Below are 11,863 nucleotides of genomic sequence, written 5' to 3'. Positions count from 1 at the left end.
CGCAAAAAGGCCGGTGGTTAATAAACCACCAGCCATTAGCCTTGCGGCTAAGAAATTAAGTAATAATTACTTGATTTCAACAGAAGCGCCAGCTTCTTCTAGCTGTGCTTTAAGAGCTTCAGCTTCAGCTTTGTCAACGCCTTCTTTAAGCGCTGCAGGAGCTGAGTCTACAAGACCTTTAGCTTCTTTAAGACCTAGGCCAGTTGCGCCACGTACAGCTTTGATAACTTGTACTTTGTTAGCGCCAGCAGCAGTTAGGATAACGTCGAATTCAGTTTGCTCAGCAGCAGCGTCGCCGCCAGCTGCGCCGCCAGCTACAACAGCAGCAGCTGCAGTAACGCCGAATTTCTCTTCCATAGCTTCGATAAGCTCAACAACTTGCATTACAGACATTTCTGCAACTGCGTCTAGGATTTGCTCGTTAGTAATAGACATAACAATTCTCTTTTAAGTCAACAATAAGTTTAAATAGCAACCAGTGAAAAGCAAGGCTTATGCCGCAGCTTCTTCTTTTTGGTCGCGAACAGCAGCGATAGTACGAACCAGCTTGCCAGCAGAAGCTTCTTTCATGCACATCATTAGGCGTGCGATAGCTTCGTCGTAAGTTGGTAGTGTCGCTAGTACTTCAGCATCAGTAACTGCGCCTTCAAATGCAGCAGCTTTGATCTCGAAATCTTTATTCTCTTTAGCGAAGTCTTTGAAAAGACGCGCTGCAGCACCTGGGTGCTCATTAGAGAATGCGATCAGAGTTGGACCAGTGAAAGTGTCTACTAGACACTCGTAGTCTGTACCCTGAACCGCACGGCGTGCTAGTGTGTTACGAACAACTTTCATGTAAACACCCGCTTCGCGAGCTTGTTTACGTAGAGAAGTCATTGCGCCAACTTCAACGCCACGAGAATCAGCTACAACTGCAGAAAGTGCACCACTGGCAGCTTCGTTGACTTCAGCAACAATTGCTTTTTTGTCTTGAAGATTTAAAGCCATTTGGATTAACCTCTGGTTGTGATTACAGCACTCAATACAAAATGTAATGAGCGTTTACGATGTTATTTAAAAATGAATAAATTCATTTCAAACCATAACATCGCCTACGTAGGTTTTATTAAGCTATCAATAATCTAATGAAAATCGACAGCGCCTACGGTCTTGGGATAGATGATTTCAAATTGCTTTAAAACCACCCAACCACAAATATTAGGCGCAGAAGTATACACTAAATCTGCGCCTAAGCAAATTAGTTTGCTTGAGTGTCAAGACTAGCTTGATCAACAGCAACACCAGCACCCATCGTAGTAGAGATGCTTACTTTCTTCAGGTAAGAACCCTTAGCTGAAGAAGGCTTAGCTTTCTTAAGAGCAACTAGAAGAGCTTCTAGGTTCTCTTGAAGCTGGCTAGCTTCGAAAGATGCTTTACCGATAGTAGTGTGGATGATGCCGTTCTTGTCGTTACGGTAACGAACCTGACCAGCTTTAGCGTTCTTAACCGCTTCAGCAACGTTAGGAGTTACAGTACCAACTTTAGGGTTTGGCATAAGGCCGCGTGGACCTAGGATTGTACCTAGTTGACCAACAACACGCATTGCATCTGGAGAAGCAACAACTACGTCGAAGTTCATTTCGCCTTTTTTCACTTGCTCAGCAAGATCTTCCATACCAACGATATCTGCGCCAGCAGCTTTAGCAGCTTCTGCGTTTGCACCTTGAGTGAAAACAGCAACGCGGATGTCACGGCCAGTACCGTGAGGTAGCACTGTTGCGCCACGAACGTTTTGGTCAGATTTACGAGCATCGATGCCTAGGTTAACAGCAACATCTACAGACTCAACGAATTTAGCAGTCGCTAGTTCTTTAAGAAGAGCAACAGCTTCGCTGATTTCGTATTCTTTAGTTGAGTCAACTTTGTCGCGGATTACGCGCATACGCTTAGTAAGTTTAGCCATGATCTTATCCCTCTACCACTAGGCCCATTGAACGAGCAGTACCAGCAATAGAACGTTTCATTGCTTCGATGTCAGCACCAGTCATATCAGCAGCTTTAGTTTCTGCGATTTCCTGAACTTGAGCGTCAGTAACAGTACCAACTTTCTCAGTGTTTGGACGACCTGAACCAGACTTAACGCCAGCAGCTTTCTTAAGAAGAACAGCAGCAGGTGGAGTCTTAGTTACGAACGTGAAAGAACGGTCGTTGTAAACAGTAATAACTACTGGAGTAGGTAGACCTTTCTCAACAGATTCTGTTTTTGCGTTGAACGCTTTACAGAATTCCATGATGTTCACGCCGTGTTGACCTAGAGCAGGACCAACCGGTGGACTTGGGTTTGCCATACCAGCTGCAACTTGCAGTTTGATATAAGCTTCAACTTTCTTAGCCATGATATTTCCTAATATTTTGGGTACATGCGCTAGCCGCAAGGCGAGCTCCCCATAAATTCAATTAACTCTTTTTTACTTCCACAGAAGCAAAAAGGCGCGAAATTATAATCATAATTCGCGCCTTTAACAACCCTAAAAAGGTGATTTTTTATACTCTTTTATTTTGAACAACTTATGAAGTATTTATCCACAGCTTGTTCAAAACTTAGAGTTTTAGTCCAGTTTTTCAACCTGACCAAATTCAAGCTCAACCGGTGTTGCACGACCAAAGATCGATACAGATACCTTAATGCGGCTTTTCTCGTAATCTACTTCTTCAACAGTACCGTTGAAGTCAGCAAATGGACCATCGTTCACACGAACCACTTCACCCGCTTCGAACATTGTCTTAGGACGTGGAGACTCGCTCGCTTTCTCTAGACGGTTCAAGATAGCATCAGCTTCTTTATCAGTGATTGGTGCAGGACGATCAGAGGTACCACCAATGAAGCCCATAACACGCGGAATGCTGCGTACTAAGTGCCATGATTCATCATTCATGATCATTTGAACTAATACGTAGCCAGGGAAGAATTTACGTTCACTTTTACGGCGTTGGCCTGCACGCATTTCCACTACTTCTTCAGTAGGTACTAGCACATCGCCAAATAGTTCTTCCATGTTGTGCATTTTAATATGCTCGCGTAGCGACTGTGCAACACGACCTTCAAAGCCAGAAAAGGCTTGAACTACATACCAACGTTTTTTTGGAGCTTCACTCATGAATCAGAACCCTCTACACCCCAGTTGCTAGAGAAACTAGACGGACCATAATGCCGTCAATTCCCCAAAGCACTAGAGACATAACAATACATACAGCTAAAACGATCAATGTAGTTTGCATAGTTTCTTGGCGAGTAGGCCAAACAACTTTACGAATCTCCATACGAGATTCTTTTGCAAAATCGATCGCAGCTTTACCTTTAGTTGTTGTTGCTGCAACGCCTAGTGCGGCAGCAATCAGCACAACTACACCTGCAGCGCGAATTACAACAGACAATTCACCATACAGGTAATTACCCACAACAGCAGCAGCCAACAGAACAAAAGCGACAATCCACTTCATTGTATCTGCTGCACCTGAGCTATCAGGAGTTTCAGCGTTTGCTTTCATAAAACCAACCTGTGATAAGTCTTAAATATAGACGACAATAACCCCGCTGTTGCAGGGCACATTCCTTTGCGTTGCAAAACAACACATCTAACAGTCATTTTAGTCAAAAAGACCGTTTAATTCTTTGCTAAGAGCAAAAATCGATGTCAAAACATCCAACTCTTTTTTTAGCGCAGAAAAAGGGCATCAAATGATGCCCTTTTTACTAGTGGTTCGTCAAATCTTATGCAAAGATTTTAGCTACAACACCAGCACCAACTGTACGGCCACCTTCGCGGATTGCGAAACGTAGACCTTCGTCCATTGCGATTGGAGCGATTAGCTCAACAGTCATTTGAACGTTGTCACCTGGCATTACCATTTCTACGCCTTCTGGTAGAGTGATGTCGCCTGTTACGTCAGTTGTACGGAAGTAGAACTGTGGACGGTAACCTTTGAAGAAAGGAGTGTGACGGCCGCCTTCGTCTTTAGAAAGTACGTATACTTCAGACTCAAACTTAGTGTGTGGGTTGATAGAACCTTTCGCAGAAAGTACTTGACCACGTTCAACGTCATCACGCTTAGTACCACGTAGAAGTGCACCAACGTTCTCACCTGCACGACCTTCGTCAAGCAGTTTACGGAACATTTCAACACCAGTACAAGTAGTAAGAGTAGTCTCTTTGATACCAACGATTTCTACTTCGTCACCTACACGTAGGATACCGCGCTCGATACGACCAGTTACAACAGTACCACGACCTTGGATTGAGAATACATCTTCAATTGGTAGTAGGAACGGTTGGTCAACTGCACGCTCTGGCTCAGGAATGTAAGAATCTAGTGCTTCTGCAAGCTCAACGATCTTRTCTTCCCACTGCTTCTCGCCGTTTAGTGCGCCAAGTGCAGAACCTTGGATAACTGGTAGGTCATCACCTGGGAAGTCGTATTCAGAAAGAAGTTCACGAACTTCCATCTCAACTAGCTCAAGTAGCTCTTCGTCATCTACCATGTCACATTTGTTCATGAATACGATGATGTAAGGGATACCAACTTGACGACCAAGTAGGATGTGCTCACGAGTTTGAGGCATAGGGCCGTCAGTCGCAGCAACAACTAGGATACCGCCGTCCATTTGTGCAGCACCAGTGATCATGTTTTTAACATAATCCGCGTGTCCTGGACAGTCTACGTGTGCGTAGTGACGTGCTGGAGTRTCGTACTCAACGTGAGAAGTTGCGATTGTGATACCGCGCTCGCGCTCTTCTGGAGCGTTATCGATAGATGCGAAATCTTTAGCAACACCACCGTACACTTTTGCAAGTGTAGTACAGATAGCAGCAGTTAGAGTTGTTTTACCGTGGTCAACGTGGCCGATAGTACCAACGTTTACGTGCGGTTTCGTACGTTCAAATTTTTCTTTAGACATGGGGTGTCCCTCTAGGTACGGATTAGGTGGCTTAAAATAAGACCACGCAACCAAAAAAAATGGTTTTCTTTATTAAAGGAGAAGAAGCTTTAGACTGGTGCTAATACCCAGAGTCGAACTGGGGACCTCACCCTTACCAAGGGTGCGCTCTACCGACTGAGCTATATCAGCACACAAAATGAGTTGGAGCGTGCAGCGGGAATCGAACCCGCATCATCAGCTTGGAAGGCTGAGGTAATAGCCATTATACGATGCACGCAACACGTAACTCTGTTTGAGCTATTTAACCTTTAGAATATGGTGGAGAGGGACGGATTCGAACCATCGAAGGCAGTGCCAACAGATTTACAGTCTGCTCCCTTTGGCCACTCGGGAACCTCTCCAAATTTTGAGCTTTCTCTCGCTTTCCTTAAAGGAAGGGAGAAAGTGGTGCCGACTACCGGAATCGAACTGGTGACCTACTGATTACAAGTCAGTTGCTCTACCTACTGAGCTAAGTCGGCACAAGTGGGGCGCATTTTATTGAATGATTTTCCACCTTGCAATAGTAAATTGAAAAAAAGTGCAAAATTCTCTGAGCAAACTCCTACATACGGCTATTTAGCTCAAGGTTTACGTCTTTAACCCGCATCTAGTACAGGAAGATATTTTATTTATCTATCGCTTGATGTATTTTCCATGCACTTGTTTTGTTATCCACTATAGAGTTTTGTATGAGCCCATTTATGTCATTTGACCGCGAACGTTGGTCTGAGCTAAGGAATTTAGTTCCGATGACACTTTCTGAGAGCGACTTAAAAGAGCTTCAAGGCATCAATGAAAAGCTCACAATGGAAGAGGCAGTAGAGATCTATCTACCGTTATCTCGTCTATTGAACCTCTATGTGGCAGCCAGACAGAATAGAAACTCGGTACTCCACCAATTTCTAGATAAGAAAGAGAAAGCGCCACCTTTTATCATCGGCATTGCGGGTAGCGTAGCCGTTGGCAAAAGTACCACTGCGCGTCTGCTTAAAGCCCTACTCTCTCGCTGGGAAAATCACCCAAAAGTTGAACTAGTGACAACCGATGGCTTTTTATATCCAAACGAGGTGTTAGAAGAGAAAGGGTTGATGAGCAAAAAGGGCTTTCCGGAGTCTTACGATATCAAGCGTTTAGTAAACTTTGTTTCGGATGTAAAGGCATGCAAGAGAAATGTCACAGCCCCTGTTTACTCGCATCTTACGTACAACATTACTGATGACGTTAAGTGCGTCGACCTACCAGATGTGCTTATTATTGAAGGACTTAATGTCTTACAAACCGGAATGAATTATCCACACGAACCACATCGCGTGTTTATTTCTGACTTCCTTGATTTCTCACTCTATGTTGACGCTGATAGCCAACAAATCAAAGAGTGGTACGTCAATCGTTTTATGAAATTCCGCGATGGTGCGTTTACTAAGCCTGGCTCTTACTTTAGTCATTACACTAAATTATCGAACCAAGCCGCATTGGATAAAGCAGAGGGTATCTGGAGTTCAATTAATGGCTTGAACCTTGAACAAAATATCCTTCCGACAAGAGAAAGGGCTCACCTGATTCTACGTAAAGGCGCAGATCACATGGTTGAAGAAGTGTTACTAAGAAAATAGTAACGCCTTAGTCGCCTTTTCTTAGCGATATCTCGCCACCAATATAGCTCTCGACACCATTCTCAGTTTTGAGCAATACAGCACCTTGTTCATCGATGCCTTGAACAACACCTTCAATTTCTCTAGGTCCAATGATCAATCTAACATTGCGACCTAAGAAATTATCCAAGCGGTTCCAACGCTCTACAAAATTGGACATTCCTTTCAACTCATAGTCGACAAGTGACTTATCCCAAGCATTGATCAGAGCCTGCGCTAACTGGTTACGGTCTGGCACCTTCCCATCACACACTTCTTTAAGGGAAGTCCATGGCTGGCCAATACCTGATGTTGTTGGATCCATGGATAGGTTTAGCCCTAAACCAATCACAATATGCGCAGCGCCACCAGACTGACCTGACAGCTCGACCAAGATACCTGCAAGCTTCTTGTCATTGTGGTAAAGGTCGTTCGGCCATTTGAGCTTTACACCTTCTACGCCCATGTCTTCCAAAGCTTCAACAACAGCTACCCCAACCACAAGGCTTAAACCCATTGCGGCAGCCATCCCTGCGTCGAGTCTCCAATACATTGAAAGATAGAGGTTTGCAGCGAATGGCGACACCCACTCTCGTCCACGACGCCCACGGCCCGCTGCTTGATATTCCGCAATACAGACAGAACCCGATTCGAGGGTGTTAGTACGCTCTAATAGGTGCTGGTTTGTAGAACCTATGATTGGAATCAGCTCAAGAGAAGCATCGCGACTAACTGCAGACAATTTTTCTTGGTCAAGCATATCCAAACGACTGGCTAGCTTGTAACCCTTACCTTGTACTCGGTAGATATCTAAACCCCACTCTTGAATACCCTTAATGTGCTTACTGATAGCCGCTCGTGACACACCAATCATTTCACCTAGGTCTTCACCTGAGTGAAACTCACCGTCAGCAAGGCATCTCAATAGTGCAAGCTTGGTACTGTGTTCTCTCATGCCAATGACTCCAAAGCCTTATCTAGGTTTGTCTCGCAGTCTCGTCCCATAAAGCGCACTTCATGTTCCAATCGAATATCGAATTTATTCAAGACGGACTGACGCACTCGCTCTGCAAGCTTAAGGATATCCACAGCAGAAGCCTCATCATAATTGATGATAACCAATGCTTGGTTGGGGTGAACCTGAGCGCCACCTTCTGTCACACCCTTGAACTGGCATTGATCAATCAGCCAGCCAGCAGCAACTTTGATCATGTCATTACTCTCATAACCGACAATATTTGGATATAGAGCTAACAAGCGATCAAAATGATCTTTGGTGATCACAGGGTTTTTGAAGAAACTGCCCGCATTCCCTTGTACTCTAGGGTCTGGTAGCTTACTTGAACGGATAGCACATACTTCATCAAATATCGTACGAGGAGAAAGCGTATCGGCTGCTAGGCTCTTTAACGGGCCATAGTGATTACATGGCTCCCACTCTTTCGGCAACGTTAAACCAATCGCAACAACAATCGCTTTACCGTAAAGAGCGTGTTTGAAAATAGAATCTCGGTAACCAAAGAGACACTGTTCTTTGCTTAATCTCTTAACTGTATAAGTATCCAGACACAGGATATCGACATACTCGCATACGTCTTGCAACTCAACACCATACGCACCAATATTCTGAATCGGAGCAGAGCCTGAACAGCCGGGTATCATTGCTAGATTCTCTAGACCACCCAACCCCTTATCCACACTCCACTCAACCAAGCTTGGCCAATCCTCGCCACCACTTACATGCAGTAGGTGATGACTGTACGTCTCGGCCAGCTCAATCCCGGCTAATTTATTCACGATGACCAGGCCAGCGAAGTGCTCAGTAAAAAGCATATTACTGCCCTTACCCAGTATTAACTTAGGCAAAGCTGACCATTTAGGGTCTTTGTAAAGCGAAATAAGTTCTTCGGTAGTGGTGACTTCAACCAACGCATCACACGTCTGATCGATGGAAAAAGTATGAACATTTTTTAAACTAGCATTGAGATGGAATTGCATGGCGATATTCAATTAACTTACACTGCGGTCATTCTACAGCAGATAAACCAATGGCGCAGTGACTGAATGAACAATGTCATCATTACTCAATTAGACCCAGTAAAGGTTCCCCTAGTTAAACGTTTCTATAAAGAACACTACCCAACGGGAAAAGCGAATAAGAGTGAACTGATCTACTCGTTATTGCTGGATAACGAGCTATGCGGTGTCGTGCGTTTCCGTACAATAGAAAATAATCGTTTACTTACTGGAATGGCGATATCAAAACAACATCGCGGTCAGCAATTAGGCTCCCAGCTTATGGGTTATTGTGCGCAACATACGCTTACGGAAGACGATTACTGCTTTGCTTACGCTCATCTCACCAATTTTTACGCGCGACACAAATTCGTACAAGTAGACCCCAAAGATCTACCAAATGGTTTAAGAGTTTTATACGAGCGCTATTCGAATAGCGGAAAAGATCTCATTCCTATGCATTATCAGCAAAATTGTTAGAGAATGCCTCGATTATCTAGTATTTGGTACTATCCCTTTGGTAAAATTAAAGGTTCGCAATTTTGCATATTTTTAAGGTAAAACAGTCAATATGATTGCCAGTAGGAATCCATTCATACAGTTGCCAACCATAGCGCAGAATCCTGACAAGTTTGAAGTACTACTATCAGCGCAAGAGTTTCGAACTCGCCTACTTGATGAGATATCTCGCGCAACGACTCGTATTAGCTTAGTCGCTTTGTACCTTGAAGATGATGAAGCTGGCCGTGAGATCCTAACTGCCTTATATGAAGCAAAGCAAAAGAATCCAGAATTAGACGTGAGCGTTTGTGTCGATTGGCACCGAGCTCAGCGTGGATTGATTGGTGCAGAGTCTTCTGAAGGCAATGCAGCCATGTATAAAGAGTTTGCAGAAAAATATCAGCATTCTGTGCCTGTCTACGGCATTCCCGTTCGTGGCAAAGAAGTCTTTGGCGTATTGCACTTAAAAGGCTTTATCGTCGATGACAGCGTAATATACAGCGGTGCAAGCCTTAACAATATCTACCTGAATTACCATGACCGCTATCGCTTTGATCGTTACCACGTTTTAAACAACGCGGCTCTTGCTGACTCAATGTTTGCCTACGTACACGAACAGATGGTTGCGGACAGCGCTGTTTATGACCTAGCTGATAAGAACAAGCCTGCGACCAAAGAACTGAAACCAGCGATTCGTCAGTTTCGTGCATCATTAGCAAGATCTCAGTATCAATTCGAAGGGCAAGAGGTTTCAGCAGACCAAGTAGCTGTAACACCATTGGTTGGTATCGGTAAGAGACGTAACCGTCTGAATCAAGGAATCAACCAACTCGTCGCTCAAGCTAAAGATGAGATCTTTATCTGCACACCTTACTTCAACTTCCCACCTAGCCTAGCTAAAGAAGTGAAGAAAGCGCTTAAGCGTGGCGTAAAGGTCAGCATTGTTGTTGGTGACAAGACAGCGAATGATTTCTTTATCTCGCCAGAAGAAGAGTTTAAAACGATTGGTGGTCTGCCATACCTTTACGAACTGAACTTACGTCGTTTCGCTAAAGCGAATGAAGCTCATATTGCTAGCCGTAATCTATCAATTCGACTTTGGCAACACGATTCCAATAGCTTCCACCTAAAGGGCATATGGGTAGATAAGCGCTACATGCTATTAACAGGTAATAACCTAAACCCTCGCGCCTGGAAGTTGGATCTAGAGAACGGTATCTTTATCCAAGATAACTACCATCACCTAACTGATAAGTTCCAAGCTGAAGTGGATAATATCCTTCAACACACTCAGCTTATCTGTACTTATAAGCAGTTAGACAAGGTAGAGAGCTACCCGATGGAAGTTCAGAAGTTGATTCGTAAGATCACTCGTGTCAAAGCCGATAGAGTCCTTAAACAAATATTGTAGTAGATGTATTAAAGTACTAATTATCAACGCCTAGCAACCGCTAGGCGTTTTTGTATCTACGAGATAGGTTTGCTTGATGGTCATTCCAAGTCAACATCTCTATTTATTCATTGTGATTGTGATGGCTGGAAGTATTAAACATCGTACCTTTTCCTTAGTCAGTCTAAGAGTTCCAGATACGTGGACCAGGTACAGAGAACGATTAAACAAATACCAACATAATCGATAATTACCCTCTACGTATTAAAAGCAATAACGTCGTCACTCCTTAGGGCGAAGTACGTACGCGATAGAGAATTTCACATAGTAAAACAATCAGATTAGTGCTCTGCTCTATTTAGCTTAACTATCAGAGTTAGAAGTGACCACCTATATTCCCAAGTAGCACCTCCCGATATATAGAGAAATACTTCATAGTTAGCGATAAGGGTTTGCTACTAAAATCCAAAACACATACGCCGTAAACGACGAAAGCCTAGTCGTCAGACTAGGCTTTCTAATGGAATAGTGTGAAGTGCAGGGGTTCAGTGTCTTTACAGCACCCATATAACCTATAAGCAAAACACTTTTCTTCAAATGTAAAAAAGCCCTGCTATTTCTAGCAGGGCTTCTCTAATAAGTGGCGGAGTGGACGGGACTCGAACCCGCGACCCCCGGCGTGACAGGCCGGTATTCTAACCAACTGAACTACCACTCCGCAGTGGAATACTTGTCGTCGCTGACAAGTGTTCAAATTTAAAGCCTGGCGATGTCCTACTCTCACATGGGGAAGCCCCACACTACCATCGGCGCTATTGTGTTTCACTTCTGAGTTCGGCATGGAATCAGGTGGGTCCACAATGCTATGGTCGCCAAGCAAATTTTAAAATTCGGAAAACTGATTTAAAAGTCTATCTCTTCAAACTCATTCAAGCGTTTGGTATTTCTTTGAGTCCACAAAACCCCTTGGGTGTTGTATGGTTAAGCCTCACGGGCAATTAGTACAGGTTAGCTCAATGCCTCGCAGCACTTACACACCCTGCCTATCAACGTCGTAGTCTACGACAACCCTTTAGGACGCTTATAGCGCCAGGGAAAACTCATCTCAAGGCTCGCTTCCCGCTTAGATGCTTTCAGCGGTTATCGATTCCGAACTTAGCTACCGGGCAATGCCATTGGCATGACAACCCGAACACCAGAGGTTCGTCCACTCCGGTCCTCTCGTACTAGGAGCAGCCCCTTTCAATTTTCCAACGCCCACGGCAGATAGGGACCGAACTGTCTCACGACGTTCTAAACCCAGCTCGCGTACCACTTTAAATGGCGAACAGCCATACCCTTGGGACCGACTTCAGCCCCAGGATG

The 11,863-nt window shown here is 44.3% G+C and carries 12 protein-coding genes, 5 tRNA genes and 2 rRNA genes; 3 read left to right on the top strand and 16 right to left on the bottom strand.

What is annotated here, in order from left to right:
* Positions 1 to 66 precede the first annotated feature (66 nt).
* From rplL to HRQ85_RS22840, 11 genes are all read right to left on the bottom strand, one after another.
* Positions 67 to 435 (bottom strand): 50S ribosomal protein L7/L12, encoded by a 369-nt coding sequence (gene rplL / locus HRQ85_RS22890; RefSeq protein WP_017631516.1) that lies wholly within the window; start codon positions 433 to 435, stop codon positions 67 to 69.
* A 57-nt stretch (positions 436 to 492) separates the two neighbouring features.
* Positions 493 to 987: a 50S ribosomal protein L10 gene (gene rplJ / locus HRQ85_RS22885; RefSeq protein ID WP_010435550.1), complete on the bottom strand. Its 495-nt coding sequence runs from the start codon at positions 985 to 987 to the stop codon at positions 493 to 495.
* Between the two features lie 250 nt (positions 988 to 1,237).
* A complete protein-coding gene (gene rplA, locus HRQ85_RS22880) occupies positions 1,238 to 1,942 on the bottom strand; it encodes a 50S ribosomal protein L1 (protein ID WP_017060523.1) in 705 nt (234 codons plus the stop codon).
* Positions 1,943 to 1,946: 4 nt separating this feature from the next.
* Positions 1,947 to 2,375, bottom strand: coding sequence for a 50S ribosomal protein L11 (rplK, locus tag HRQ85_RS22875; RefSeq protein WP_010435555.1), 429 nt, complete (start codon positions 2,373 to 2,375; stop codon positions 1,947 to 1,949).
* A gap of 213 nt (positions 2,376 to 2,588) precedes the next feature.
* Entirely contained in the window at positions 2,589 to 3,137 is a 549-nt protein-coding gene (nusG, locus tag HRQ85_RS22870) for a transcription termination/antitermination protein NusG (RefSeq protein WP_010435556.1), read from the bottom strand.
* 13 nt (positions 3,138 to 3,150) lie between these two features.
* Positions 3,151 to 3,528 (bottom strand): preprotein translocase subunit SecE, encoded by a 378-nt coding sequence (secE, locus tag HRQ85_RS22865; protein ID WP_010435558.1) that lies wholly within the window; start codon positions 3,526 to 3,528, stop codon positions 3,151 to 3,153.
* Positions 3,529 to 3,751: 223 nt separating this feature from the next.
* Positions 3,752 to 4,936: an elongation factor Tu gene (gene tuf, locus HRQ85_RS22860; protein WP_010435158.1), complete on the bottom strand. Its 1,185-nt coding sequence runs from the start codon at positions 4,934 to 4,936 to the stop codon at positions 3,752 to 3,754.
* Between the two features lie 95 nt (positions 4,937 to 5,031).
* Positions 5,032 to 5,107, bottom strand: a tRNA-Thr gene (locus HRQ85_RS22855).
* A gap of 13 nt (positions 5,108 to 5,120) precedes the next feature.
* Positions 5,121 to 5,195, bottom strand: a tRNA-Gly gene (locus HRQ85_RS22850).
* Between the two features lie 39 nt (positions 5,196 to 5,234).
* Positions 5,235 to 5,319, bottom strand: a tRNA-Tyr gene (locus HRQ85_RS22845).
* 44 nt (positions 5,320 to 5,363) lie between these two features.
* Positions 5,364 to 5,439: transfer RNA gene (locus HRQ85_RS22840), tRNA-Thr, on the bottom strand.
* Between the two features lie 210 nt (positions 5,440 to 5,649).
* Here HRQ85_RS22840 and coaA point away from each other — a divergent pair.
* Entirely contained in the window at positions 5,650 to 6,573 is a 924-nt protein-coding gene (coaA, locus tag HRQ85_RS22835) for a type I pantothenate kinase (protein WP_017066910.1), read from the top strand.
* Between the two features lie 7 nt (positions 6,574 to 6,580).
* Here coaA and birA read toward each other — a convergent pair whose 3' ends face one another.
* Both birA and murB read right to left on the bottom strand, forming a co-directional pair.
* Positions 6,581 to 7,546, bottom strand: a complete 966-nt coding sequence (gene birA, locus HRQ85_RS22830) for a bifunctional biotin--[acetyl-CoA-carboxylase] ligase/biotin operon repressor BirA (RefSeq protein ID WP_172380674.1) — start codon at positions 7,544 to 7,546, stop codon at positions 6,581 to 6,583.
* Positions 7,543 to 8,589 (bottom strand): UDP-N-acetylmuramate dehydrogenase, encoded by a 1,047-nt coding sequence (murB, locus tag HRQ85_RS22825; protein ID WP_172380673.1) that lies wholly within the window; start codon positions 8,587 to 8,589, stop codon positions 7,543 to 7,545. Before murB ends, birA begins: the two co-directional genes overlap by 4 nt.
* A 66-nt stretch (positions 8,590 to 8,655) precedes the next feature.
* On the opposite strand from murB, the gene HRQ85_RS22820 reads away from it, so the two are divergent.
* Together HRQ85_RS22820 and pssA are read left to right on the top strand one after the other, a co-directional pair.
* On the top strand, positions 8,656 to 9,087 hold the full coding sequence (locus tag HRQ85_RS22820; protein ID WP_172380672.1) for a GNAT family N-acetyltransferase: 432 nt from the start codon (positions 8,656 to 8,658) through the stop codon (positions 9,085 to 9,087).
* Between the two features lie 91 nt (positions 9,088 to 9,178).
* A complete protein-coding gene (gene pssA, locus HRQ85_RS22815) occupies positions 9,179 to 10,519 on the top strand; it encodes a CDP-diacylglycerol--serine O-phosphatidyltransferase (protein WP_172380671.1) in 1,341 nt (446 codons plus the stop codon).
* 620 nt (positions 10,520 to 11,139) lie between these two features.
* On the opposite strand, the gene HRQ85_RS22810 is transcribed toward pssA, so the two are convergent.
* The 3 genes from HRQ85_RS22810 to HRQ85_RS22800 form a co-directional block, all read right to left on the bottom strand.
* Positions 11,140 to 11,216, bottom strand: a tRNA-Asp gene (locus HRQ85_RS22810).
* A gap of 43 nt (positions 11,217 to 11,259) precedes the next feature.
* Positions 11,260 to 11,375: ribosomal RNA gene (rrf, locus tag HRQ85_RS22805) — 5S ribosomal RNA — on the bottom strand.
* A 100-nt stretch (positions 11,376 to 11,475) separates the two neighbouring features.
* Positions 11,476 to 11,863: ribosomal RNA gene (locus tag HRQ85_RS22800) — 23S ribosomal RNA — on the bottom strand; the annotation flags it as partial.

This window comes from Vibrio sp. Vb339 (assembly GCF_902751245.1).
Taxonomy (GTDB): Bacteria; Pseudomonadota; Gammaproteobacteria; order Enterobacterales; family Vibrionaceae; genus Vibrio; species Vibrio coralliirubri.
The sequence above is the reverse complement of the archived record's forward strand: the minus strand, read 5'-3'. Positions and strand labels throughout refer to the sequence as shown.